This window comes from Paenibacillus agaridevorans (genome assembly GCF_003112455.1).
GTDB lineage: Bacteria > Bacillota > Bacilli > Paenibacillales > Paenibacillaceae > Pristimantibacillus > Pristimantibacillus agaridevorans.
In genome coordinates, this window is the sequence record NZ_BDQX01000171.1 from 183,801 (window position 1) to 207,019 (window position 23,219).

General features: G+C 51.5%; 21 protein-coding genes and 1 pseudogene. 5 read left to right on the forward strand and 17 right to left on the reverse strand.

Features of this window, described 5'->3' with window-relative positions; all coding sequences use genetic code 11:
* A complete protein-coding gene (locus PAT3040_RS15790) occupies window positions 1-969 on the forward strand; it encodes a carbohydrate ABC transporter permease (protein ID WP_108993509.1) in 969 nt (322 codons plus the stop codon).
* Window positions 970-993: 24 nt separating this feature from the next.
* The gene (locus PAT3040_RS15795) at window positions 994-1,812 is read left to right on the forward strand and encodes a carbohydrate ABC transporter permease (RefSeq protein ID WP_108993510.1); all 819 of its coding nucleotides are present in this window, start codon (window positions 994-996) and stop codon (window positions 1,810-1,812) included.
* A gap of 53 nt (window positions 1,813-1,865) precedes the next feature.
* On the opposite strand, the pseudogene PAT3040_RS15800 reads toward PAT3040_RS15795, so the two are convergent.
* The 4 genes and pseudogenes from PAT3040_RS15800 to PAT3040_RS15815 form a co-directional block, all read right to left on the reverse strand.
* Window positions 1,866-1,955, reverse strand: a pseudogene (locus PAT3040_RS15800) (RNA polymerase subunit sigma); the annotation flags it as partial.
* Window positions 1,956-1,998: 43 nt separating this feature from the next.
* The gene (locus PAT3040_RS15805) at window positions 1,999-2,991 is read right to left on the reverse strand and encodes a tRNA dihydrouridine synthase (RefSeq protein WP_108993718.1); all 993 of its coding nucleotides are present in this window, start codon (window positions 2,989-2,991) and stop codon (window positions 1,999-2,001) included.
* Between the two features lie 242 nt (window positions 2,992-3,233).
* Complete coding sequence (gene sigK, locus PAT3040_RS15810; RefSeq protein ID WP_087566344.1) at window positions 3,234-3,932, reverse strand: RNA polymerase sporulation sigma factor SigK; 699 nt, start codon at window positions 3,930-3,932, stop codon at window positions 3,234-3,236.
* A gap of 191 nt (window positions 3,933-4,123) precedes the next feature.
* Window positions 4,124-4,867, reverse strand: coding sequence for a phytanoyl-CoA dioxygenase family protein (locus PAT3040_RS15815; protein ID WP_108993511.1), 744 nt, complete (start codon window positions 4,865-4,867; stop codon window positions 4,124-4,126).
* A 164-nt stretch (window positions 4,868-5,031) separates the two neighbouring features.
* Between PAT3040_RS15815 and PAT3040_RS15820 the strand changes: the two genes are divergently transcribed.
* A complete protein-coding gene (locus PAT3040_RS15820; RefSeq protein WP_108993512.1) occupies window positions 5,032-5,877 on the forward strand; it encodes an AraC family transcriptional regulator in 846 nt (281 codons plus the stop codon).
* A gap of 33 nt (window positions 5,878-5,910) precedes the next feature.
* Here the strand turns inward: PAT3040_RS15820 and PAT3040_RS15825 are convergent, their stop codons facing one another.
* The gene (locus PAT3040_RS15825; RefSeq protein ID WP_108993513.1) at window positions 5,911-6,747 is read right to left on the reverse strand and encodes a phytanoyl-CoA dioxygenase family protein; all 837 of its coding nucleotides are present in this window, start codon (window positions 6,745-6,747) and stop codon (window positions 5,911-5,913) included.
* 125 nt (window positions 6,748-6,872) lie between these two features.
* Between PAT3040_RS15825 and PAT3040_RS15830 the strand changes: the two genes are divergently transcribed.
* Window positions 6,873-7,781: a helix-turn-helix domain-containing protein gene (locus PAT3040_RS15830; protein WP_108993514.1), complete on the forward strand. Its 909-nt coding sequence runs from the start codon at window positions 6,873-6,875 to the stop codon at window positions 7,779-7,781.
* 100 nt (window positions 7,782-7,881) lie between these two features.
* Here the strand turns inward: PAT3040_RS15830 and PAT3040_RS15835 are convergent, their stop codons facing one another.
* The 6 genes from PAT3040_RS15835 to PAT3040_RS15860 form a co-directional block, all read right to left on the reverse strand.
* Window positions 7,882-8,907 (reverse strand): aldose 1-epimerase, encoded by a 1,026-nt coding sequence (locus tag PAT3040_RS15835; protein ID WP_258234993.1) that lies wholly within the window; start codon window positions 8,905-8,907, stop codon window positions 7,882-7,884.
* Between the two features lie 8 nt (window positions 8,908-8,915).
* Entirely contained in the window at window positions 8,916-9,935 is a 1,020-nt protein-coding gene (locus tag PAT3040_RS15840) for a LacI family DNA-binding transcriptional regulator (protein ID WP_181376646.1), read from the reverse strand.
* Between the two features lie 77 nt (window positions 9,936-10,012).
* Complete coding sequence (locus tag PAT3040_RS15845) at window positions 10,013-11,248, reverse strand: NAD(P)/FAD-dependent oxidoreductase (protein ID WP_108993517.1); 1,236 nt, start codon at window positions 11,246-11,248, stop codon at window positions 10,013-10,015.
* A gap of 16 nt (window positions 11,249-11,264) precedes the next feature.
* The gene (locus PAT3040_RS15850; protein ID WP_108993518.1) at window positions 11,265-11,582 is read right to left on the reverse strand and encodes a MocE family 2Fe-2S type ferredoxin; all 318 of its coding nucleotides are present in this window, start codon (window positions 11,580-11,582) and stop codon (window positions 11,265-11,267) included.
* Window positions 11,579-12,676, reverse strand: a complete 1,098-nt coding sequence (locus PAT3040_RS15855; RefSeq protein WP_108993519.1) for a fatty acid desaturase family protein — start codon at window positions 12,674-12,676, stop codon at window positions 11,579-11,581. Before PAT3040_RS15855 ends, PAT3040_RS15850 begins: the two co-directional genes overlap by 4 nt.
* 980 nt (window positions 12,677-13,656) lie before the next feature.
* Entirely contained in the window at window positions 13,657-14,568 is a 912-nt protein-coding gene (locus tag PAT3040_RS15860; RefSeq protein ID WP_258234994.1) for a sugar phosphate isomerase/epimerase family protein, read from the reverse strand.
* Between the two features lie 140 nt (window positions 14,569-14,708).
* On the opposite strand from PAT3040_RS15860, the gene PAT3040_RS15865 reads away from it, so the two are divergent.
* Window positions 14,709-15,521 (forward strand): helix-turn-helix domain-containing protein, encoded by an 813-nt coding sequence (locus tag PAT3040_RS15865; RefSeq protein WP_108993520.1) that lies wholly within the window; start codon window positions 14,709-14,711, stop codon window positions 15,519-15,521.
* 152 nt (window positions 15,522-15,673) lie between these two features.
* On the opposite strand, the gene PAT3040_RS15870 is transcribed toward PAT3040_RS15865, so the two are convergent.
* From PAT3040_RS15870 to PAT3040_RS15895, 6 genes are all read right to left on the reverse strand, one after another.
* The gene (locus tag PAT3040_RS15870; RefSeq protein ID WP_108993521.1) at window positions 15,674-17,065 is read right to left on the reverse strand and encodes an ADP-ribosylglycohydrolase family protein; all 1,392 of its coding nucleotides are present in this window, start codon (window positions 17,063-17,065) and stop codon (window positions 15,674-15,676) included.
* Window positions 17,066-17,133: 68 nt separating this feature from the next.
* Window positions 17,134-18,015, reverse strand: coding sequence for an AraC family transcriptional regulator (locus tag PAT3040_RS15875; RefSeq protein WP_179215342.1), 882 nt, complete (start codon window positions 18,013-18,015; stop codon window positions 17,134-17,136).
* Window positions 18,016-18,096: 81 nt separating this feature from the next.
* The gene (locus PAT3040_RS15880; protein WP_181376647.1) at window positions 18,097-19,620 is read right to left on the reverse strand and encodes a sulfatase family protein; all 1,524 of its coding nucleotides are present in this window, start codon (window positions 19,618-19,620) and stop codon (window positions 18,097-18,099) included.
* 28 nt (window positions 19,621-19,648) lie between these two features.
* Window positions 19,649-20,545: a carbohydrate ABC transporter permease gene (locus PAT3040_RS15885; RefSeq protein ID WP_087566359.1), complete on the reverse strand. Its 897-nt coding sequence runs from the start codon at window positions 20,543-20,545 to the stop codon at window positions 19,649-19,651.
* Window positions 20,546-20,560: 15 nt separating this feature from the next.
* A complete protein-coding gene (locus PAT3040_RS15890) occupies window positions 20,561-21,523 on the reverse strand; it encodes an ABC transporter permease (RefSeq protein ID WP_108993523.1) in 963 nt (320 codons plus the stop codon).
* 72 nt (window positions 21,524-21,595) lie between these two features.
* Window positions 21,596-23,197 (reverse strand): extracellular solute-binding protein, encoded by a 1,602-nt coding sequence (locus PAT3040_RS15895; protein WP_108993524.1) that lies wholly within the window; start codon window positions 23,195-23,197, stop codon window positions 21,596-21,598.
* Window positions 23,198-23,219 lie beyond the last annotated feature (22 nt).

Here is a 23,219-nt window from a genome sequence, read left to right on the forward strand (position 1 = left end):
ATGAGCAAAACAATGGAAGAATTGTACTCCCCCCTTGTGAAGGGGAAACAGAAGGCGGCTGCGCGCAATTGGAACAGTTCCAAGCTCTGGCGCAAGCTAAAGCCCTACCTCTATTTGCTGCCGGCGGCCATCCTGCTCGGAATCTGGATGTACAAACCGTTGATCCATACATTCTATCTGGCTTTCCACAAGTGGAGCATGGTTCCGGGCACGGACAAGCTGTTTGTCGGCTTCGATAATTTCACGCGACTGCTGCAGAACGAAGCTTTCGCCGGAGCGATCGGCAACACGGTTTTCTATACGCTCGGATTGCTGCCGTTCTCTATAGCCATCCCGCTCGTACTCGCCGTTGTGACGAACCAGATGAATCCGCGCATGAAAAATTTTTATCGCGCGCTGTTCTTTATTCCCATGATTCTAGCGCCGGTGTCCGTAAGCGCCATATGGCGGTGGTTGTTCCATCCGTCCAACGGGATCGTCAACCATCTCTTGCTTAAACTCGGGTTCGTTCAGGAACAGATCGCATTCTTCTCGGATGCGTCTTGGGCGAAGTGGATCATCCTGCTGATTACGGGCTGGAAGATGCTCGGATTCAGCACGATTATGTTCGCTGCCGCTTTGACCGGCATTAACCGGGAATATTATGAGGCCGGAGCGATCGACGGAGCCGGCAGCTTCCGCCAATTTTTGTACATTACGGTTCCGCTCATGTCGCCTATGATTCTGTTCATGCTGACCATGAGCCTGCTGTTCTCGAGCCAATGGACGTTCGCGTATATCGATATTCTGACGACGGGCGGTCCTTACGGCACTTCGACGAACATTTATTACGAAATGTACCGCTTCGCGTTCTCGAATTTGAACGTCGGCGTCAGCTCGGCGGCCGCCATGCTGTTCTTTGTCCTTTTTGGGCTGATTGCGCTGTCGCTAAATGCCGTATCCCGCAGGTTCGCCTTTTATGATAATTAACGCTTCAAAGGAGATTGGCCAATCATGAATAAACGGTCTCAGGTTCTCTCGATGTTCCAGCATGGAGCGCTTGCTCTGATGTGCGCGGCAGCCATCATCCCGTTGTATTGGATGGTCATCTCCTCGCTCAAGAACGAGTCGGAGATCTTTACCGCCAGCTTGTTCCCGCTTCAGCCGACATTCGGGAATTACAGCTACGCTTTCTCTCAGATGCCGATCGTGCGGATGATCTTCAACTCGTTCGGCGTGTCTATCCTCATGACGGTACTGCAACTGGCAACGGGTCTGCTCGCCGCTTACGCGCTCGTAAGGTGGAGGTTCCGCGGGAAATCGCTTATCTTCGCCCTGCTCAGCGTGACCTGGCTCATTCCGTTCCAGGCGATCATGATCCCGAACTACGTCCTCATCAACGATATGGGACTGAACGAAACGTTGCTTGGCATCGTCTTGCCATTCGGCGTCTCCACGTTCGCCATTCTATCGTTGTATCAGGCCTTTCAATCGTTCCCGGGCGTGCTGATCGAGGCGGCATGCATCGACGGGCTGAGCGACTGGGGCATTCTCTCCCGGCTCATCCTGCCGAATATCCGCTCCACCGTGGCTTCGCTAGGCATCATACAGTTCATCAATGCGTGGAACGAATATTTGTGGCCGATGCTGGTGACCAAGGATATGAATAGCGCGCCGATTCAGATCGGTCTGAAGCTGTTCGTCAATTCCGACACGAATATGTGGGGGTCGCTCATGGCGGCGACCACCGTGTCCTGCCTGCCGATCCTGCTCATCTACCTCGTGCTTCGCAGGCAGATCGTCGACTCGTTTATTCGATTTGGCATCAAGTGAATGTAGATGGACAGAAATAGCCCCGGACGCGAGAGTCCGGGGCTATTTCGATTCAAACCGATGGTGCCGATCGAGATCAAATCCTCTAAATCTTCCCCGGTATTATCGAATTTTTTGACGTTGTGGTCACAAAGCAGAGCCATCGTGATTTTAACGCTAAGTTCTGAAATTGGATCGCCCTCGCGATTATTTAACACTATCATTAGTAAAGTTTTGTAGCACTTGACGTACTTCATCTGTTGACTTCGTTTGCATGAGCTCATTTTTCAACTCATCTGCCTTATCAAATCCATTAATATATATCTTGAAAAAACGAAGTAAATGAACAAATGGTCTCGGTTCTAGTTCTGTTGCATATTTATCATATAAATCAATATGGTAGTTTAATAACTCCATTTTTTCGTCTCTGCTATGCTCTCTAGGTGTTTTCTCAAAAGCAAATGGATCTTTAAATATACCTCTACCGATCATAATTCCATCAATTCCATATTGTTCTGCCAGCATTAAGCCTGTTTTTCGATCAGCTATATCTCCATTAATCGTTAATAATGTATGGGGTGCAATCTGATCACGAAGCTGTTTAATTTCAGGAATAAGCTCCCAATGAGCAGCCACCTTGCTCATTTCTTTCTTGGTTCGTAGATGAATAGAAAGATTTGCAATATCTTGTCGCAATATATGTGATAACCACTCACGCCACTCATCAACATGTGTATAGCCAAGTCTGGTTTTTACACTTACAGGTAATCCACCTGCTTTAGTAGCTTGTATAATATCTGCTGCAAGCTTAGGTTGTAGAATAAGTCCGCTACCCTTAGCTTTAGATGCGACGTTATGAGCAGGACAGCCCATATTAATATCAATGCCTTTAAATGCAAGCTTAGCTAAACCTATGCTCATTTCCCTATAATAATCAGGGTTATTTCCCCAAATATGTGCAACCATAGGCTGTTCATCTTCTGTAAAGTATAATCTCCCACGTTCACTATATATAGCATCTGGATTACAGTAACCTTCCGTACTTGTAAACTCAGTGAAAAAAACATCAGGTCTACCCGCTTTACTCACAACATGACGAAACACAACATTAGTTACATCTTCCATAGGAGCAAGTACAAAAAACGGTTTAGGTAATTCCCCCCAAAAATGTTCAATCAACTTTAATTCCATTCCTCTCATCAGCATACGATAACCGCTAAAATAAACACCATTATAACATATTTTTATCATGCAACTATTAAGTTTGCCGGCAGCCAATGGTCTGAGCACTATACTATTCATCAGCCAACCAAAACACTCTCATGTGTCTAGTATGTAACATGAAAAAACCAAACGACATCTCTGCCATTTGGTTTCATTTTTTGAAGTTACATCAACTGGTACATATATTACTAACGGTATTCTGTGTGTTGGGGCTATTATCACTTCTTCACCTTATAAAACTCATGATACAGCTTCATAAGCGCCCGCTTCTCAATCCTTGAAACATAACTCCGGCTAATCCCCAGCTCCTTCGCGATCTCCCGCTGCGTCCGCTCATCCCCGCCGTGCACCAGCCCGAACCGGCCGATGACGACCTCCTTCTCCCGGTCATCCAATATGTCTAGGTTCTTGTAAATCTTGCTCTTCTCGATCTTGAGCTGCACTTTATCCGCCACGTCGTCGGACTCTGTACCGAGGATGTCTATCAAGGTGATCTCGTTTCCCTCTTTGTCCGTGCCGATCGGATCATGCAAGGATACGTCCTTGCGAGTCTTCTTCAAGCTGCGAAGATGCATAAGTATTTCGTTTTCGATACAGCGAGCGGCGAAGGTCGCGAGCTTCGTGCCTTTGCCCGTTTGGAAGCTTTCTATCGCTTTGATCAGGCCGATCGTGCCGATGGAGATCAAATCCTCCAGGTCTTCCCCGGTGTTATCGAACTTCTTTACAATATGGGCGACAAGACGCAAATTATGTTCGATCAGGATGTTGCGCGAGTCTCCGTTGCCTTCTGCCATAAGCGCAAGATGTTTGGCTTCTTCTTCTTCCTTGAGCGGTTGAGGGAACGCGTTGTTTTTGACATACGAGACCAGCAGAGTCAGCTGTTTAATAAACAAAGCAATTGCCGAGAACAATCCCATCCTTCGTACACCCCCATGCTGTATTGGCAGAACCGCGGATGAAACGAACGCCGAATCTTCGTTTCGCGTTTCCGGCCCATGCCCACTAGAACGTCAGTTGTACATTGTATGTAGGCGAGGGCCCATGTGTGCCTGTACGCAAGGAATCCATCTTGTAAACGGCAATATCGACATACATCAAATTGCGCTAACTAGAATAAAGGATATTTCTGACGCAAGTCCTCGCGGTGAAGAACATTGGAATCCTCTCGAATATAGTGGCAAACGTATGAGCGGCGCCAGCGATCTTTGCTTCGGTTTTTGTTCGAGGAATGGATGAGAAGCTCGCTGAAAAACAGGATATCTCCCTTCTCCATGACAACCGGGATTTGCCGGCTCGTATCGACGCCTTCCGTCTCCTCGGTCCATGATTCGTGTTCTTCGATATTTTTGACCGCGCCATGCGGCAGCAGTCCCAGCTTGTGCGTACCCGGCATGACCCACAAACAGCCGTTTTCCTCATCTACGGATTCCTCCATTGCCGTCCAAGCAGCAATCATCGTCATCGGGTCGTTCTTAATGTAAAAATAATCCTGATGCGCCGCTTGGCCGGGAGAGCCGGGTTCTTTGTAAAAATACATGCTCTGCACGCATACGGCTTCCTTGCCCATCAACTGCGCCAATGCTCCGCGTACGATATTGTTTTTCATGAGCTGCCTGGAGAAGCTGTCATGTTTATGCGGATTGAACAGGCGCAGCGAATATTTTTTGCTTTCTTCGACGGCGGCCCACTCTGGCATCGGGGATTGGTTGCGAATATCGTAGATGTGTCCGTTAAAGGCATCGATTAAATCCTCGCTCATTCCCTTTTTGAAGAGATAATACCCATGCTCCCTAAAAAAGTCGACATTGTCTTGACTTAACGGTTGAATTGGCGCTGTATACCTATTAGTCATTTGTTATTCCCTCCATGATAATCAGGTTTTTCTTGATAGAGTCAGATTACAGCGAACGCCCCTTCTCCACAATGGATACAATTATCGGATATGTGTCTCAGATTGACATTGCCGATTATCATGGAATACAATGATGACAATAGCAGCGACGAAAGGAAGACAAGATGAAGCCGGATCCATCATTAACTCATCCCATTCGCCTTGACCACGTACAATCGGTCACTGCAGGCTCGATTGTTTACCCGCCGGGCGGACGTTTCGGTCCCCGTATTCAGCAGGACATACAATTGGTATTGCTGCATTCAGGCGCGATGAGCATTTCAATAGAGGGTCAAATTATGCAAGTGCAGCCGGGGCATGTCGTAAAGCTGATGCCCGGTTACGAAGAGCGATTTGCGTTCGCAGAGGAAGAGGAAACGTGGCATCGGTGGATTGCCGTGCATGTCGAGAAACTGACGGACGAAACATTAACGTTTATGACAGAGCTTCCTGTCGTTCTTCCGTTGACCGAAGAATTGAACCGTATAACCGATCTTTTATTATCCATCCAGCATCGAACATACCCTGGCGATCCATTGCTTCACACGTTAGGCTTGGCAGCGCTGCAATTATTACCGTTAGAGTCGAAGCGCGTGACGGAACGGGAGAAGCACTCGTCTGTGTACACAGCCATTTCATGGATGAAAGAACATCTCATGGAGGATATTTCATTATCCGACCTGGCATCCAAGGCCGGCGTATCTTCGGAGCATCTCGTTCGTTTGTTCCGGAATTACGAAAACGATACGCCTATCCATTATTTATGGAAGCTTCGCGTAAACAAGGCGATTGATCTGCTCGTCCATACGGGATTAACCGTCACGGAGATAGCCGAACGCTGCGGATATCAAACGACTCATCATTTGGCTAGACAAATAAAACAAAAGACAGGTCTTACCGCAACGCAAGTTCGCCGGAACTCGTGGAAAGGCCTGGGCAATGGAAGGGGCTCTCCCGAAAGTCAGTTATAACTGACTTCGGGACAGCCCCTTTTCCTGTGCCTCTTACCGCTTATAGATAACCGGAAAATACTCATTAGAGAACGTTTGCCCCTGCACCGGTCTAGGTCCTAACAGCCGAATGTTGTCATGGCGCTGGATTCCTGCACGATACCCGGTACCGCCTTTCATCACATGGGCGACGACCGACAGGCGCGGCTCGTTTGTCCGGTTCTGTCCCGAGCCATGGAACGTAAGCCCGTGATGGAAGCTTGCTTGCCCTGCTTTTAGGATACAAGGCTCCTCCACCCAGTCGCGGCCATCCGAATATTTGTGTTTCAGCTCTTCCATATTTTGATTGAAGAACGAATCGCTGTCCGGCACCAATCCCCACTTATGAGATCCGGCAATCGTCATCATGCCTCCATTGGTCAAGTCCGTATCCTGCAGAGCGATCCAGACGGTAATCATATCGGAGGTATCCGAGCATTGCCAATACCCGTAGTCCTGATGCCAGCCGACATTGCCGGCCTTCGTTGCTTTCTCTCCGATTCCAGGCTTGTAGATGACTTGGTCGTGCCACAATCGAATTTCGTCCGTCTCCAGCAATTCGGCAGACAACTCTCCAATCAGCGGATCCGTGACGACAGTTCGAATCTCGTCGTTAACCCACCAGCCGTTGTCCAGCTTGCGGAGCGCATCCGGGTTGTCGCTTAATTGGAAGTGGTTCATCGGATAACCGTCGCCGTCGTAATCCCCGCTCCAAATGCGTTCATGCGCTTGGCGCAATCGTACAATCTGCTCGTCGTCAATCAGCTTGGGGCTGATCCAGTACCCGTCGCGGGCGAAAATCTCCTTATCCGCTTGCGTAATTTTGTAGCTTCTCTCGGCTTTTATTTGCATCGAAACACCCTCCTACTATTGGATGTCCTAAGCATACTACTAGAGCGATTCGTTTGACGTTCGCGCCGGTATTGAGTAGGATTAGAAACACGGAATAGTTATAGAAACAATCAGGACGGTGACTCATGGGAAAAACTGATGCCGATAAGTCTAAAGCCCGCTGGACATTTAACACTGAAATCGACCCGCCCGTGCAGCGTGTACCGGAACTTGTCATGCTTGGAAGCGATGAGCTCCGCAAAGCTGCTCCGTTATATGAGCATCAACATCCCGGTTGCTATGAATTTGTGTTTATAGAGAGAGGCAAAGCGAGCTGGGAGCTTGAGGGCAACCTCTTCGAAACCTATGCCGGCGATTTGTTCCACTCCAGACCGGGCGAGAAGCACAGCGGCGGATTCAACGCGATCGAACCCTGCAAATTTTGGTGGCTGATCATCGAAGCGCCTCATCGGCATGCCTGGCTTGGACTCCCGCCGGAAGAAACCCGTCTCATCAGCGATGCGATTGAACGATTGCTTCGCGTGAAGCAGATTGGATTGTTTGCAGTGCAATCGTTCCAGAAGTTAAAAGATGCGATATCTTCGGAAAGCCCTCTCCGCAGTGTCGCTGTGCGCAGCGCGCTTCTCGATACCTTGCTCGCCTTGATACAATCGGGCGCAAGAACGGATACGATCGCTCACGATTTGCTTCACCATTATGACGCGTTGATCGCCCGAATGGAGCGAGAACCGGAGTGGCGGCCCAACGTCGACGAACTTGCCATGACGGCCGGCGTCAGCAGCTCCCACTTCTACCGCACTTTCCAAGCCTATACGGGAGAAGCTCCGACGGCATTCTCCGAGCGGCTCCGCGTAAAGGAAGCTTGTCGGCAGCTGACCGATACGGAGCATTCCGTAACGGATATTGCGTATCGGCTGGGTTATGCGTCAAGCCAGCATTTTGCGACCGTGTTCAAACGTTTTATCGGCTGCACGCCGTCTCAATGGCGCGTTTCCGGCTCAGCGAGGGATAACTCCTCGAGAAGCCGCGGCTAGCTGATCATCCCATGCGGGTCAATGACGAACTTCTTCGAAGCGCCGCGGTCGAATTCCGAGGCCGCATAAGATGGACCTCATAAGTTCGCGATGGTACTGGTCATTCTCCATTACACAACAACTCCACCCACATCGCGGTTCGCAGCTGCACGACCTCGCCGGGTTCGATCCCCCTGCTGCCTGTCAGGCCGGCATCGTATGGCAAGTTAAACGCATCGGTCACATACGTGTACGGCTCCAATGAAAAGGCGGATGACCAATCGGGCTTAAACAGCACAAGAAACGGAAAGCTCCGATCCGTCTCATAGGCAATCCGATAGCCGCTTTCCTTCATATAAATACGGCTTACACGTTCCCCATCCGCTAGCGTAACAAGTGAACATCCAAGCTCCTGATAGTCCCTTAGCGAGATGCCTTCCCCGTCGTTCAACTTCTCCGCCAGCGCGGATCGCGACGGCAGCCCGGTGACGAAAGCTTCATTTGTTACCGGCCATTCTTCCCGAGCCGGGACGGTCAACTGAACGGAAGTCTCTTTTTCCGGCGGCAGATGAAAATAAGGATGCAACCCGAATGCAAATGGAGCCGATTGTTTGCCATGGTTGGAGATGGTCGCTTCCATCAACAGTCGCCCTTCATATAGCCGATGAGTCACGTCGAATGTGAGCTTATGGGGAAAATAATCCATGATGTCGGCATGCGCCGCTAGCTCGATTCTGCCTGTCACGTATGCCCCATGTTCGTTAGATGCGCCATAATCGGTAACGCTCCAGGCTCTTTGCAACAGTTCCCCATGCAAATGATGATGAGGCGGTTCGTTGATCGGCAACTGGTACCTGTTGCCGTTAAAGATGTATGTTCCTCCCTTTATACGGTTGGGCGGAAACAGAATCGGCGTACCGTAAAGCGTCCTCGCGCCGAGATCATCTCTAAACGCCGCCGCATTCGGCGGAGGCGACAGTACCTGAATGTCTCGCCAGCTGTATGATATGGCATTGTTGCCTGCTTCGGGCATAATCTCCGCGACCGCCTTATGTCTGGCATCGTTCAGTTCGTACACGATCGCGCCGTCCCGTTCGTGCTGTCTGGCTTCATATTGGCTTTGATGCATCGACTTCGTCCTTTCCAAGCCTGCTCCTACAAGCTCTCGGGAATGACAATACTCGTTTCCGTATAATAATATTGCTGCTCCGGCATTTTCCCGTTCAGGATTAGCTCATACAGCATGCGAATCGAACGATAACCTTGCTGGGCAGGATTCTGGACAATGGTAAAGTCGATTAATCCTTCTCGCATCCCCTGCTCCACCTCGGGCATCAAATCATTCGCTATAATGCGGTATCGATTTGGTCTGTTCATCCCCTTGACCACATCCATACATGCGCCTATATGGCCCGTAGCCATATAGATCCCCTCGATCTCCGGGTATCTGGTCAACGCCTCCTTCAGCTTCTCGTAGGTATCTTCAAAACGATCGTAACCTTCAATCACTTGGACGATGTCAATGCCGCTGCCCGATAAATGATCGCCAAATCCCTTTACTCTGGCACGATGCGCATAAATGCTCAAATGTCCCGCCACCACCAACACCTTGCTCGGAGAACGAAGCACTCGCGCCATTAGACCCGCCGCAATGCGGCCGCTTTGGGGAAGATTCTGACCCACAAAACATATCCGTTTGGACTGCTCGACATCCGAATTGAAGGTGATCACCGGCACGCCGCTGTCGACCGCTTGATTAATGCTTAGCCGAATGAGGTCATCATCCATAACCGAAAACATAATGCCGTTTACGCCGTCTTCCACAAGCTTGCGTATGACGGCAGCGCCCTCCTCCGGATTTTGATTGCTGACATAACAATATTCAAGCTGGATGCCGAACCCCTTCAGCTCATCGGCGGCTTCCTCGATACCGTCTCGTATTTCCTGAAAAAATTCGATCTCCCTAGGCGGCATAATGATGCCGACATGCAACGGTTTTTTGCTGAATGCAAGCGCTTTGGCCGCGGCATTAGGTACATAATTCAATTCTTCGGCGATAGCCATCACCTTTTCCCGGACGTGCGGCTTCACGCCTGGCCTGTCGTTTAAGACCCGGTCAACCGTTCCTCTGGATACGCCCGCTTTTACCGCTATTTGCCGAATCGTTACGCTCATGCGCATTCTCCCATCCTGTCCTGAGTATGTCTATGGATTCTATTATGAAAGAATGGAAGAACGTTATCAAGACGGCGTCAACGCATCAGTTGCTTAAGCCTTACCGTATGGTCGGCAAGAGCTTCCGCCGCCGGTTTGGCCTGCTTCTCAACCAGCATTTCGCCGATCCGGATATGTTTGGCTAAAGAGCCGCCTGAGCCAATTCCGCTAACGGCCACAACAGTTCCTTCTTCATTTAGATGGAAATAAATTTGTCCCTCCTCGCCCATATTCCGTTCCACAATCGTAACGGCGCGATCGGTCAACCCGGCTACCTGCAGCGTCAGATCGTATTGGTCGGACCAGAACCAAGGCACGACCCCGTACGGCTTCTCCGAACCTAGCATATTGCCTGCCGCATGCATCCCCTGATCCACCGCATTGCGCCAAGCTTCCAACCGGATCCGATGATTGCCGAACAAGACATGCGGGAAGGAACAACAATCGCCGGCGGCAAAAATATTTGGATCGCTGGTCTGAAGCTTCTCGTTGACGCGTATGCCATTGTCTATATCAAGTCCGCTTTTTTCCGCAAGTGCGGTTTCCGGCACCGCTCCGATGCCGGCAATTACGATATCGCACGGAATTACCGTTCCATCGGCAAGACGCAGCTTGAATTCGCCTGCTCCCTTGTCGATTCGCTCCAGGGAAGCGCCCGTAACAATGCGAACGCCTTGTTTCCGATGTTCCTGCTCCACAACTTTCGCTATAGCTTCGGGCACACCCCGGGCCAGCAGACGGCGACCCGCTTCCAGCAAAGTAACGGCGCAGCCTCTCTGTATAGCGCTTGCCGCAACTTCCAGACCTATAAACCCTCCGCCGATAACGACGACGCGCGAGCCATTCCGGAGCGATTCGCGGAGACGAACCGCGTCCTCGTAGCGGCGCAGATAGATCAGATCACCCGCTCCATCCCCGGCTATCTCAAGCTTTCTCGGCTTGGCTCCTGTTGCCAGCAGCAGCCGCATGTAAGGAATTTCTCTCCCGCTGGCCAGTTCCACGCGATGCCCCTCTCGGTCGATGCGGCGCACGGCATCGCCGCTGACCCAGTCGATGCGCTCCTCTGCCAGCTGCGCCTCGCTTACTACCGCTGCCGGAGACGGCTCCTCCACCGCTATCAGCAACTCCTTGGACAGCTTGGGCCGCTCGTACGGCAATAAACCTTCGTTCCCGATTAACGTAATTTCGCCGTCCCATCCCAAACTTCTTAATTCCAGCGCGGCCCTGACCCCGGCTTCGCCAGCTCCGACGACAACCATTCCACTCTCATTCATCCTCTGCCGCTCCTGTCTAATCGATCTTAATAAACACGCTGTCCGACTCCACCTTAACCGGATACGTTCGAAGGTCGACGCATACGGGCGCGCGCTTGGCAGCGCCGGTCGGAATGTCGAATCGGCCGTTATGCTTCGGGCATTCAATGACGTTTCCCATGACCAATCCGTTAGACAGATGAAATTTTTCATGCGTGCAATAGCCGTCGCTGGCGTAGAAATGTCCCTTGTCCGTACGATATACAGCAAAAGTGCGCTCTCCATGGTCGAATCGAATGACATCCTCCTCTTCAATCTCATCGACTGCGCATACTTCAATCCATTCTCCGCTCATAATGGCATCTGGCTCCTTTGTTCGGTTTGTTTGTCGAAATCGTGCATATACGGCTGTGCCGTAGGCGGCAGCGGCTTGACGACGACGTAAGCCGGATTCTCTTTTTGCTTGCGCAATGCGCCAATGACTTCTTTGAGCGCCGCCCAAAGTCCGGGACGCGCCTCCGGGCAATCACTTTTCATCTCCTGATGCAGCTTGGGCAACGCATGATACGGAACCATCGGGAACATATGATGTTCGACGTGATAGTTCATATTCCAGTACAAGAACCGGAATACGCGATTCATATAGACCGTTCGGCTATTCAAGCGATGGTCCAGCACATCTTCATACAATCCGAGATGCTGCGTCATGCCGAACAGCAGCACAATCAAGTTGCCGTAGAACGAAGGCAGCACAATAAACATCGCCGGTAAAATGCTGCCGGTATATATACATGCGGCAATAACGGCCGCAAAAATGAGCAAGTATACCCGGGCCTCGCGAAACACTTTATGATGTTCGGTTGGAGGGATATATTCCTTCTCCTGTACCTCCATCCTGCCGACCGTGTGCAGGAAAAAACGTTTGATCTCAATCGGTCCGCCATACAGATGAAAAATCTGCATCACAATAATTTTCCAAATTGGCGGTCTTTCGGTCAAAATTTCCGGATCGCGCCCGACGATAATCGTATCCGTATGATGTCGGGCATGACTCCAGCGCCATGGCGTCGCAGAGCGCAATACCATAAAGGAAGCGATCTGGTAGACGACATCGTTCATCCATTGCGTCTTAAAGGCTGTGCCGTGTCCGCATTCATGCCAGCGGGAATCGCCGGGCGAAGCGTAAAAGGTGCCGTATGCAAAAAAAGCGAGAATGGACCACCATGTGCCCCAGGACAAATAAGCGAGATAACCCAATACAATAAGCGTAGCAAACCAAATGAGCGTATCACGGATCGCGGGTCCGTCCTTTCGTTTCATCAGTTCCTTCATCTTGGCGCGCGGGATTGGGGTTGCATACCATTCCGCCGCGGCCAGCCCCCGCTCCTCGGCTCGTTTGCCCTCCGGACCGGTCAAGCTGTAATCTCTTTTTTGCACGACGATTGCCATGAGCCTACCTCCTTTATGATTAAAAAAATCAATTTCCGTGCCCGGGCACATTTATGAGGAAAGAAAAAGCACGAAATCGGCTTCGACCTTTCCGTGCCCGGGCACAACATTATTATATTCCGATTTGCCCCGATCGGCAATATACAATTTATCGATCGGGCATTCATGTTCCTGAGAAGAATAAAATCACTTGAAGGATGACTGTCAAGCTCAAATATGCGATCTGTCGTCAAACTCGCTTCCTTTCTTCCTTTTTTCTCACCATTCGTTTGCGTTAGCCAAAGACCTATTATCGTCTATGGCTGCTATTCAGAGTTACTTTAACGGTCCATCGGCGTTTTTATCGCCTACAGCTGCTCGTTCACCTACTTTTTGGAGCCATAAGCGTTACTAACGACTATGGCTGCTATTCAGAGTTACTATAACGGTCCATCGGCGTTTTTAACGCCTACAGCTGCTCGTTCACCTACTTATAGTCGCAAAAATGACCGCCAACCTATTTTCCCATTACTGCTGAAGCTTATTATGCGGTTACGACCCAATAGTGTTTTCCTGTCCGTTTTTTGTCAATTTTCGGCATTTTCGGTTTTTAAAAAGTCCTTGTTCGTTCTGGTTAACACCACCCTGCGAGCGGGAAGCGAACGGAATATTATAGCGGAAATATCCGCCTTATTGGGCTGAGCCGGGGGCAAACGGACTTTTATAGCGGATATATCCGCTTTATTGGGCTTAGCCGGGGGCGTTCGGACTTTTATAGCGGATATATCCGCTTTATTGGGCTAAGCCGAGGGCAAACGGACTTTTATAGCGGATATATCCGCTTTATTGGGCTTAGCCGGGGGCGTTCGGACTTTTATAGCGGATATATCCGCTTTATTGGGCTTAGCCGGGGGCAGAACAGGCGAGTGACGTAGACGAAGTTTTATGCTTCATTGGCTCTTTGAGCCAGCCATACGGCAAACGAAGCATATTTTTAGGCTTCATTGGCTCCCCAAGCCAGCGCCAACAGCCGATGCCCAAGCCCGTTCGGCCAGCCTCTTAAGAATGAGCGTCTGCTCCCAACGGTCAGATAGCTCGTCATCTCCCGACTTCATGGCGTACGGCGCCGGACCAAGCTCGTAGACGAATGGAAATACGTCGCCGGGTCCCGCTTCTGTCAACCATTCGTGCATGCAACTCGACCACCAGCTCACGAACCTTGCAGAGCATGGATCGTCGCCCTCTCTGCCGATCTCCGTCTGAATCTGCTGGCCGTTCGATACTCGGCCATGTATGCAAGAAGTGCGCCGGAACAAAGGCTCGAACAAACGCCCCGCTTCGACCGCATCCTGCTCCGCGGTTATCTCGCCCGCGAGAACGTAATGGGATAAGTCCAACGTGAGGCGCAGCTCCGGCAGCGCTTCGATGTACGACAGGGTTCTAAGCAGGTCTTGCGTAATTTTGCCTCGATGCGTCTCGACGAACATCGGGATTTGGGCTCGCTCGGCCGACTCCAGCAGCTCGCCTAGCAAACGAACGGCCTCGTCGCCCGTCACGAAGCTGTTTGCGACCTGAGCGTTCACGTATTGCGCGCCGAGCTCGCGGCACCGTTTCAGTACCGGAAGGAACGTGTCACCCGATGACGGAAAGCTCTGGACGCCCCATTGCAAACCATGACTCCGCAGCAACCGAACCCAGTCTTCCTGGCCATGCTCAGGCAGGCGGCTTAGCAGCCCAGCGAAACCCGCCTCCGCCACCCGCTCCAGCTTCCGCTCTATCGAAGTGTCCTCTTCGGACGGTCCGTTCATCGCCCACCAGGATTGATGAACTTCCAGCCGCGGGGGCCGGCTCGATCCATCGTTGATGCGCCTCAAAAGCCCCTCAGATGTATGCGTATTTGCCGATTTCTTCACGCCGAGCACCACCCGTTTATAATATTTGTCGTTTCTATCACTCAATGATAGAGTAATAAACAGGTGAAAGAAATGAATGATTTGATTCAACTATTTATACAATTTGACGTATACACAGGAAGAAAGGAGCTGGGTGGGAGATGCTGGAGATTCCATTGTTCATTCCGGGAGAGTCTTACGGCAAGGTCGTTTGCGAACGGGGGTGGAAGTGGAATCGCGGCGATGTTCCGTTTCATGATTACGATCTGTGGTATGTATGGCGGGGAGAAGGGCGGCTCGTCCTTAACGGCGAGGAGCATCCGCTGTCGCACAACCAGTGTTATCTGTTTCGGCCGGGCGACCGCGTGGACGCCTGGCATAATCCCGACCTGCCGCTAGTCGTCACCTATATTCATTTCTCTGCAAAAGAGAGCTCCGTAATGCTGGCCGCTCTCCCTTCCCGCTATGATATCGCCTCCCCGTACGTTTTCGAAGCCTATCTGGACAGATTCGTGCAAGTTATGACCTTAAGGGAGCACCGCCATAAAGAAGAAGCCTGCATGCTGCTTCGCCTCCTTCTGATGGGATTGGAACGGGAGAGCTTGTCTAGCAAAGAGGCTTCTAGAAGAAGGAGCCCGCATCTCGAAGCCATGACGAGGATCGCCGCAACGATTCGGGAAAATCCGGCTCAGGCAGGCTCGATCGCGGAACTGGCGAAGCAGGCGTATTTGTCGCCGCGCTACTTTTCCATGAAGTTTAGGGAAACGATGGGCCAGACGATCGAGAGCTATATCATCGAGAAAAGGATCGAACGCGCGGAGCTGCTGCTGAACCAGCACGGCATGATGGTAGGAGAGGTAGCGGAAGCGCTTGGCTATCAGAACATCTATTATTTTAGCAAGCAATTCAAGAAAGTTAGAGGCTACAGCCCTTCGAAGGCGGGAAGGCGGGGCGCTTTGCACGCAAATGACTAACATGAACGGGTATCGCTCATTCTGAGCCTGAACATCATCAAAAGCGGCATCGGAATGAAAGCCCGATACCGCTTGCTCGCTCAAATTCGATAACGGCTTGTTCGAGAACGGATCGGTCGGCATATAGCCCGGAGTACCGGATTCCCAAGCAGCTAGCTGTTACCTGCCAATTGTCCAGACAGCTTGCGGAAAACGTTATAGCTGCGCTCCGCGCATTCCGAAATGGCAATGGGATGAAAGCCAGGCAGGTCCGCATACAACGTATCGTTTAGAGGAGCCGTCCATGAGGAAGGAAGCGCATCTGCTCCCAATGCCGCGCCCATAATGGATCCTACCGTCGCCCCGTTGCAATCGGTGTCCCAGCCACCCAGTACGGAAGTTGTGACCGCCTTCTCGAAGTCCCCGCCGCCAAAGATCAGGGAAGCCGCGACCAGCGCCGCATTATTATTCGTATGAACCGGATGGTAATGTTTGAACGTTTCCCAGATTTGATCAACCAGCGAGATTTGATCCCTGGCCGCGGATGCGATCTCCACTGCCTTATGGATATCCGCCGCAAGCCTGGACGTCGCCGGAATTTCGCTTAGGCCGATCTCGACGATCCGGCGCGGGTCCTTCTCGGCGAACGCGGCGGCAATCATCGCCGCAACGAACATTTCACCGTAAATTCCGTTCTTGATATGCGAGAAGGAGGCATCGCGCCATGCCAGTTCGGCAGCCAGCTCGGGCTGTGCGGCTGCCCCGTACGCGAAGCCGTCTGCGCGAATTTGGGCGCCAATCCACTCGCGGTATGGGTTCAAATGCGTGCGAACCCATTCCAGCTTTTCTTTCCAGTTCTCCGGTCTGCCAGGCTTCATATGAGAGGTCATTTGAGAAAAATTCAAATACGCCTGCGTCTCGGCCGTACAAACTTGCGCATAAGTGAGGCGATTATGCCATAACTTGCCGATATCCCATGAATCCCAATCCAGTCCTTTCTCTTCGAGCATGATCAATCCAAGCACCGTATAACGAATATCGTCGTCGGTTTCCATAAATGCGATCCGCTCGCGTGTGCTCTTCAAGCCGTAATGAGCAAGACCCAACTCCTTCGCTCCCGGCGATTCGATCGGCGTATAACCTTGAATCGGCCAGGCGTTGGCGCCTTCAAACCAGAGCTGAACGTTTCTCCAGCCGGGATTGCCATTTGCTCCAGCCATGTACGGCCCGTGCTCAAGCGGCTTGCCAAGGGCGCAACCGACGCTCCGTCCCAGCCACGCTCCATAAAATTTGTTGCGCCATTGCGGCTCCGACCATCCGGCCTTCAGACGGCGCGGTCCTTCCGGACGCAGCTTGCGAATGCTCTCCAGCTCTGACGGCTCCTCATAAGGGAAGTCCGTTCTAGCTTGCAGCTTGGACAGTTCCTCATACAGACTCATAAGCTTTCCTTCATCGTCGCCCGCTTCCTCCGCTCTTTGAGCGAAGCCCTGCGTGTCGCACCCCTCTTCCGTTCTTTGGACAACCTCTTCTCTTACGAGCGCTTTCAATGGATCCCAACCAGCCATAAGTTTTCAATCCCTTCCGCTTATTTAGGACTGATTATATAAGAAGACTAGTCTCAGCGCTTCCCAGATCAAGGCAACTCATTCTCAAAAATTGCAATTCCCGAATATTTATTCCGATAGGCCATAGGAGAGATGCCTTCCGCTCCGGCAAATAAACGATAGAAGGAAGAAACGCTCTGGAATCCGCTTGCAAAACAAACCTCGGTCACCGGCATATCCGTCCGTACCAAAAGACGGCGCGCCTCCGCGAGCCGAAGTAATAGCAAATAATCTTTAAAACCTCGTCCGAGTACCTCCTGAAACATTCTCGACACTCTGGAGGAGCTCAGATGGAGCATACGGGCAAGCTGTTCAAGATCCAGCGGCTCATTGAAGTGTTCCTGCATATAAGCGGATATGATGCGGAAGTTCGAAAAGGAATCGGTTATTTCCCTCCATTCGGATGGCGGAATATCGGTGCTGCAGCTACGTAGCAAATGGGAAACGATTTGCAGCAGCAAGCCTTTGGCCATCATTTGATATCCCTCCAGCTTTCGGTCCAGCTCCAGCCATATGGATTGCATCAATGGCCAAATCGCTGTTGCCAATGCCGAGTCCGAAGGAATCAGGTTCTGAAACCGTTCCGAAGGAATGGAGAAGGGAAGCAGCAATCGTTCGTCCTCCTCCAGCAACAGACCAGGATCGAAATTCAGGAACAAATAGGAGCTTGGGTTATGCTCCGCCGAGCAGGCGATATGCCTTTCCGTATGATTGACAATAAATATATCTCCTGGGGCGACAACGTATTTTTTGGAGCCGAAATAAAACTCGCCCTCGCCCGACACGCAGCAGCCGATCTCCAGGCTCGCATGATAGTGCAGCGGTTCTCTATACGAACGCGGCGTCCAATAAAAGGCGTTGATCGCGATATCATGCTCGTATTCAATGTTCAGACGCATGCTTTTGACCATGCTTCTCACCTCTGACTTCATCGTAGAGGGACACTGTAGCGCTGTCAACATGCCAAAAGATCAAAACGAATCAGCCCCCGCCTACGCATGTTTCGCCTTCACTTCCGCATAATTCAACTTCACCGTCGTATTCAGAGGAAAACGGTCTTCCTTTTCCATCGTCCAAAGCAGCAGCTTGCGCTCGAGCTCCGAACGAATGCTCGCGAAGGCCGGGTCCTCGAAGCGATTGTGCAGCTCGTCGCGGTCGTTAACCAGGTCATAGAGCTCGCCTTCACCGCTGGCGTAGATGTTCAGCTTCCACTCCAGCGTGCGAATGCTTTTGCCCTTCCCCACCCATGCCTCGCGATAGGCGCACCAGACGAAATAACGATCGTCGAACGGATGCTCCGGGCGCACGGTAATATCGGAGACGCGCATCGGCTCCCCTTCTTCGCCGCTCTCGATGACGACAAATTCCCGTGGCGTATAATCCTCTCCCCTCAGATAAGGAGCCAGGCTCTTGCCCTGAACCCCCGGCGGGATCGGAATGCCCGCCATGTCCAGGAAGGTCGGCATAATATCGATCAGCTCGACCGGATGTTTTGTTCGTCGCGGTCCCTGATATTCCGGAGCCGCGACAATAAACGGCACATGGGTAAAGGAATCGTAGAACATGTTGTGCTTCTGAATGAGCCCGTGAGCCCCCATCGAGTCGCCATGATCGGACGTAAAAACGACGACGGTATTGTCCGTCAAGCCGAGCTCCTCCATCTTCGCGAACATGCGGGCGAGCGTATCGTCGATAAATCGGATCATGCCGTAATGGATCGCCCGTACCTTGCGAATCAGCTTATCGTCCGCCGTATCCATCGCATCCATCAGATAGGCCACCTGCTGTCGCTCCGGTTTTCCTTCCATCATGTCCTTTGGCGGAAGCGGCACCTTGGCGGGATCAATCATGCTGGCGTAAGGCTCCGGCGCTTGATAAGGCGTATGCGGATCCGGAAAGGACAGCCAGGCGAAAAACGGCTTCTCGGGATCACGTTCATTTTCGAGATAATCCATCATCGTTTCCCCAAGCAGGTAGGTGCCGCATTTCTCCGGACGGGCAGGATTGGTTCCATGGCCCAAAGGACTTACCCAGCAAGTATGGGACCACTCATGCGCCGCCATGGTTTCGGGATCGTCTCTGTAGCCGTCAACCAGATGCCCGTGATCGGCCAGCCGGACGTAATCGAATACTTGTCTCAGCACGCTGGCTTTCTCGCGATCCGCGACTTCGGCGGGATAGTAGGTCTTGGTATTCTCCATGAAAGCATGATTTTTCCCGATAATCGCCGTCTGATAGCCATGCTCCTTGAGCACTTGCGGCAGCGTTGTCTCCGCAGGATTAATCATCATATGGTTCGCATGAACTCCGATGGAGGAGGCATACCTGCCCGTAAACATCGATGATCTTGACGGGGAACAGGCGGGATAATTGCAGAAGGCGAAGTCAAATACAACGCCGCGTTCGGCCAGGCTTTCGAGTACTGGCGTCTCTAATGCCGGGTTGCCGTACAAACCGAGCGTTTCCGCCGATTGCTGGTCCGTCTGAATAAGCAATAAATTAGGTCGTTTATCCATCTTGTTTCCTCCTTCTGGCAACCGCATATCAACCTTTGATCGAACCGATCATTACGCCTTTAACGAAATAACGTTGAATGAACGGATACAGCAGCAGGACGGGCACGCTCGAAATGATGATGACGGAATACTTGATGCTCTCGGCCAGCATGACGCGCTCCGTCATGCCGACATCGCCGCCGCCCATGTCGTCCTGATTCAGAATGAGGATTTCCCGCAGAATCAGCTGGAGCGGGAATAATTCCCGATCCTTGAGATAAATCAGCGCGTTGAAATACGCGTTCCAATGACCTACGCCATAGAACAGCACCATAACGGCCAATATCGGCTTGGACAGCGGCAAGATGATGCTCCATAACATCCGGAAGAAATTACAGCCGTCCATCCATGCCGACTCCTGCAGCTCGTTCGGAATGCTGTTTTGGAAAAAGCTCCGCATCACGATGAGATTATAGGTCGCTATGGCGCCGGGAATCAGCATCGCCCAGATCGTATTATTCATGCCAAGGTTTTTGACCAAAAGGTAGGTCGGAATCAGCCCCCCGCTGAAAAACATCGTGAACGTAACAAAAAACATAAGAAATTGTTGACCAGGCAAATCCCTGCGGGATAGCGGATAAGCCGCCAGCACGGTCAAAACCAGATTGATGAAGGTGCCAGCTATCGCATAAAATACGGTGTTCGCGTAACCGCTCCATATTTTCTCATTCTCGAATACCAGCTTGTAAGGCTCCAGCGTAAAGCCTTGCGGCAGCAACCAGACCCTGCCTTCAACGACATCAATCGGATTGCTGAACGAGGCGCTGACCACGAACAGCAGCGGATAACCCACGAGGATTAGGAGCAAGGCAGTGATGACATACAGAACGGCATCAAAAATTTTGTCATCTCTGGACCGCAGCTTGTTTTCATTGGATGATTGCATGCTCTTTGCTCCTCTCTACCATAGACTCGAATCGGTCTTTTTCTTTGCAAACCAGTTCACCAACACGAGGAGGGTAAAGTCGATTACGGCATTAAACAAGCCCGCCGCCGCCGTATAGCTGAACTGGCCGCCCATAATTCCGTTTTTGTACACGAATGTCGGCAAAATATCGCTTTTGCTGGCATTAATCGGATTCTGCATCAGCAGCGCCTTCTCGAAGCCGACATCCATCAGCTGACCGATCTGCAGGATGAACAAAATAATAATGGTCGGCATTATGCCCGGTATCGATACGTGTTTGATGCGCTGGAGCCTGGTGGCTCCGTCGATTTTGGCCGCCTCGTACAAGGTAGGGTCGATGCCGCTGAGCGCTGCAAGATAGATGATCGAACCCCAACCCATATGCTGCCAGATCCCCGAAGACACGAAAATGGTTTGGAACCACTCCGCTTTTTGCATAAAATTAACGGAATCCATGCCCAGCATCATCAAAATTTGATTGATCTTTCCCGTTTCCGGATCAAGAAAGATGTTCAGCATCCCCACCAGTACGATGATCGATAGAAAGTGAGGGATATAGGACACATTCTGCAGCAGCTTTTGCAGCCAGCGGAGCCGGATTTCATTAAGCAAAAGTGCCAGCAGTATAGGAATCGGAAAGCCGAAAAGCAGCTGGAACAAGCTTAAGGAGATCGTATTCCATAGCAGCTCCCAGAAGTACACCGAAGAAAAGAAACGTTCAAAATGGGCCAGGCCCGCCCATGGACTGCCCAAAATTCCCTTCGTCGCGGAGAAGTCCTTAAAGGCAATGGTGATCCCGTACATCGGAACATATTTGAACAGAATATACCAAATGATCGGGATAAATAACATCAAGTAGAGCTCATACCGAACGAGTATCCGTTTCCGCAGTACATGCTTCGGCTTCCACTCGCTATTTGTAGATGTAGTCGATTTCGCAGCCTCGGCTTGCATCATTTCACACTCCTATCGCAGGTCTGGAAAAGCCAGGGGCGGCGTTGCATATCCGCCGCCCGCAGCAAATCTTCCTTATTTCTTCGCGTCATAGGCGTCTTGATACGCCTTCTGCAGCACGTCAATCTTCATCTTCTCGAGGGTAGCTGCGTATTCCCCCCATTTATCGAAGCTGAGCTCGCCGATGATGAACTTCGCGACCGATTCTCTTACATATTTATCAATGTCCGCTTTGATCGGGATGATTTGGTCCGAAGTCGCCTTGTCGAAGATCGGAGCGCCAAGGACGGTTTCCGGCAAATAATCTTCAATAAATTGGTTAGCCTCCAACACCTTGTCGTTCTCCACAATGTTGCCGAAGGTGTCCGTGACCACATGCGGGAAGCTGCCTCCCGGCACCAGATTTACCTGGCCAAGCGCCGCCATAAAGCCGCGGGAGTCATTTTTGATGGAATCATGGATGACCGGCTTGCCGTCCTTCATCGTATACGTCTCGCCTTCCACGCCGTATTGGAAAAATTTCGAACCCTCTTCGCTAAAGAAATAATCGACCCAGCGAATGGCGGCCTCCGGATTTTTATTTACTTTGGAGATGGCGAACGTTCCGATCGGCGCTGCAATTGGTCCGGTAGCCGAATGGGTCTGATCCCCGTGAGGACCTACGATCGGCGTCATGCCCGTAAATTGATTCTCCACCTGCAAGAAAGGATCGGAAGCCTGAATAAAGAACATGCCGATCAGAGCTTGGGACAGATTGCTTCTCCAATTCGGTATATCGCCCGCGTAAAAGTCCTGCCACAGCAGCTTCTCGCTATACAACTGATTCAGGAATTGCAACAGCTCCTTGAAGCGTTCGTCTTTCAGCCAAATGTTGACCTGATCATCCTTGATATTGATTTGATAACCCATTTGCTGCTCCAGGCCGAAGGACCCCGAGAAGGTGGAATAGACCATCCCGATATCCCGTAAGCCGAGCGGAATCTCGTCCTGCTTGCCGTTGCCGTTGGGATCGTTGTCGCGGAACGCGCGCAGCACCGTAAACAGCTCGTCCACATTCGTAGGCGCTTTCAGATCCAGCCTGGCGAGCCATTCCTTGTTGATCCAGATTTTCTCCGATCGTCCGGAGCTCTGCAGACGCACGGTGGGCAGCGAATAGATATGACCGTCCGCAGCCGTCACCGACTTTTTGACCTCGGGATATTGCTCGAAGATGCTCTTTAGATTCGGCGCATGCTCATCGATCAATCCCTCCAGCGGGATGAGCATTTGCTCCTGCTGACCGTAGCGGGCAATGTCCGTATTGGTCAGGTTGGCCCTCAGGAAAATATCCGGCAGCTCATTCGCGGCAAACAACAGATTCCGCTTCTCGTCGCAGCCTTGCGCATTCGCCGGGAGCTCATCGAATTGCAGCTTGACATTGGTCATTTTCTCATATTCCTTAAAGATGAGGACGTCCCCCCACTCCGCATGGTTCGGATCCTTGCAGCCGAAAACCTTCAGGGTTACGGGCTCATTGACGATCGGGAAGCCTGCTTCCGTAAGGTTGCTCGCCGCATCCGTATTCCCTGGGCTAGTGACCGGCTCCTCCTTCGAATTGCTGCAGGCCGAAGTCAGCGTCGTCGCCGTTAAGGCGGCCGCGAGCATCATCATCATTCGCTTTCTTGTCTTTACCAACATTTACGATCCATCCCCTTTTCTT